Here is a 1911-nt window from a genome sequence, read left to right on the forward strand (position 1 = left end):
TGGTCAGGGTCTGGGAAATGAGGATGTTTGCTGCCCCCGAGTCGGTCTTGATGATCTGTCCGATGATCAATTCCGTCTCAGTCGATACGGGGGTGCGCTCGGTGAAGTAGGCACTTCCGAGCGCCCCAGTCGTATCAGCAACCGTGAACCCCGTAGGTACCCCGGCCTTATCTAGGCCTGGGAACTTAAGTCCGGTGCTCTTTGCATTCTCAACGGAGGCACGTGCTTTCGTCGTAGCAGGAGCAGGTGTGGTTGCTTCTTCATTTACAGCAGCTGTGGTTGCTTCGGCCGAAGCCGATGGGGATACCTCAGGTGCTGATTCCGAGCCCTCAGTTACGAGAGCCGGAATTCCAGTGTTGGTGGGCATCGAGTTGAAGCCAAGGAAGGCGAAAAGAACCAGGATGAGCGATAGCGCAACCTTCGAGGACTTCTTGGAAAGTTGGGATGCCTTCTTATATGTAGTCGAGAGCATGTCTAGGGCGGTTAGGCCACGAGCCTCATCGATTATGAGTTCGGAGAGAACTTTGCGGAGTGATGAGCGGGCACGAGAGACTGTGTGGCGAACTGCAGATTCCTTTATGCCAAGTTCACGGGCGATCTCTTCGGTAGAACGGCCTTCCATCTCCCACATAACCAGCGCAGCGCGCTCGGCTGGGGAGAGCATTGCTAGAGCCTGGCGGACGATCGCGGCATCATCGGCAGCGGCAATCACATCGGAGTGGTCCTTATTTTCTTGCCAGGTTGATTCGACCTCGGCGGTTGCAACATCTAGAACGACGAGGTTCGGACGGCGACCCTCGAGGCGGAAGATGTCGATGCAGAGGTTTTCGATCGTGCGGTGCATGTATGAGAGCGCATGATCAGCGGATTCCAGCTCAGGGGCGGCGAGCATGACCTTGATCAGTGCATCTTGGATTACTTCCTCCGCACGAGCGGAGTCCTTCAGGATTCGAGAGGCGTGGGCGAGAAGTTCGCTGCGGTGCTCAGTGTAAAAAGCACCCAACTCCGCGACCGTCCAGACCTTCAGACCTGCGGAGTCAGCTTTCTTGCGTAATGCCACTTTTATGGAGCCCCTGTTTGTATACCGGTTTGGTGCTTATTTATACTGCAGAGTCGACCGTCGCCGCCTCTACCCACTTCTACGAATATGGTGTGAAATTGTCGCGGAGAGCGGACAAAACGGACATTCTTGTCAAGGGACCAACTTTGATAACTCCGGGGTAAGAGGATCTAGCTCCTTCATCCTGTTCAGCGCCCGCGCCCTATCCGCTTGACTCGTCGAAGTTATGTAAAGCAGCTGCCATGCATAAAAGTCGTCCGGGTTTCGCCTTGTGAGTTCATTGAGAATGCGGATTGAAAACTGCTTCATTGAGTTGTCGTTAAATATTCTCACAGCAGTTTTCATTAATTCTGGATCAGAATTTTTATCCAAAACTGCGACGAGAAGGGCCTGTCCATCGCCACGCGCAATCGCCCTGTAGACATCTGCATCACCTTGATACACCCCAACAGCCGAGTTCGCGGCAAAGAGTAAAGGGATGACCGACAGCGCAACAATCAATCGGTGAATTGTTGCTTTGTGCTTGAAATTCGTCTGTCTAGATGACTTCAAGCCCGTCTTTTGTTTACTCTGGGATGACGAAGGCGCGCGACTTTGCCTTGAGTTGGCCTCCTTATTTCTTTCTCTTTGTAGCCCCAGCAGGAATGCTCCGGAGAGAAAATGCCAGACTGCTAGCGTCAGGCTTACGGGATTCACGAGTGACTGCAAGGTCATTCCAAGCCAGACCATACCTAGAGGCACTGAAAGTCCCCAATCCGGATCATCTACTTTTGAAAGAAATAATTGGATTACCAAGGACCTAAAGACAAGGAAAAGAAATAGAAAATAAAAAGCCATTACAAGAATTCCCG

At 52.2% G+C, this 1911-nt stretch carries 2 protein-coding genes; both read right to left on the reverse strand.

Annotated features, from left to right (window positions below; all coding sequences use genetic code 11):
• On the reverse strand, positions 1-1027 hold a 1027-nt coding region (locus FJY67_12200), incomplete at its 3' end, for an RNA polymerase sigma factor (GenBank protein MBM3330206.1).
• A gap of 165 nt (positions 1028-1192) precedes the next feature.
• The gene (locus FJY67_12205) at positions 1193-1897 is read right to left on the reverse strand and encodes a hypothetical protein (GenBank protein MBM3330207.1); all 705 of its coding nucleotides are present in this window, start codon (positions 1895-1897) and stop codon (positions 1193-1195) included.
• Between the last annotated feature and the right edge of the window lie 14 nt (positions 1898-1911).

This window comes from Calditrichota bacterium, from assembly GCA_016867835.1.
Taxonomy (GTDB): domain Bacteria; phylum Electryoneota; class AABM5-125-24; order Hatepunaeales; family Hatepunaeaceae; genus VGIQ01.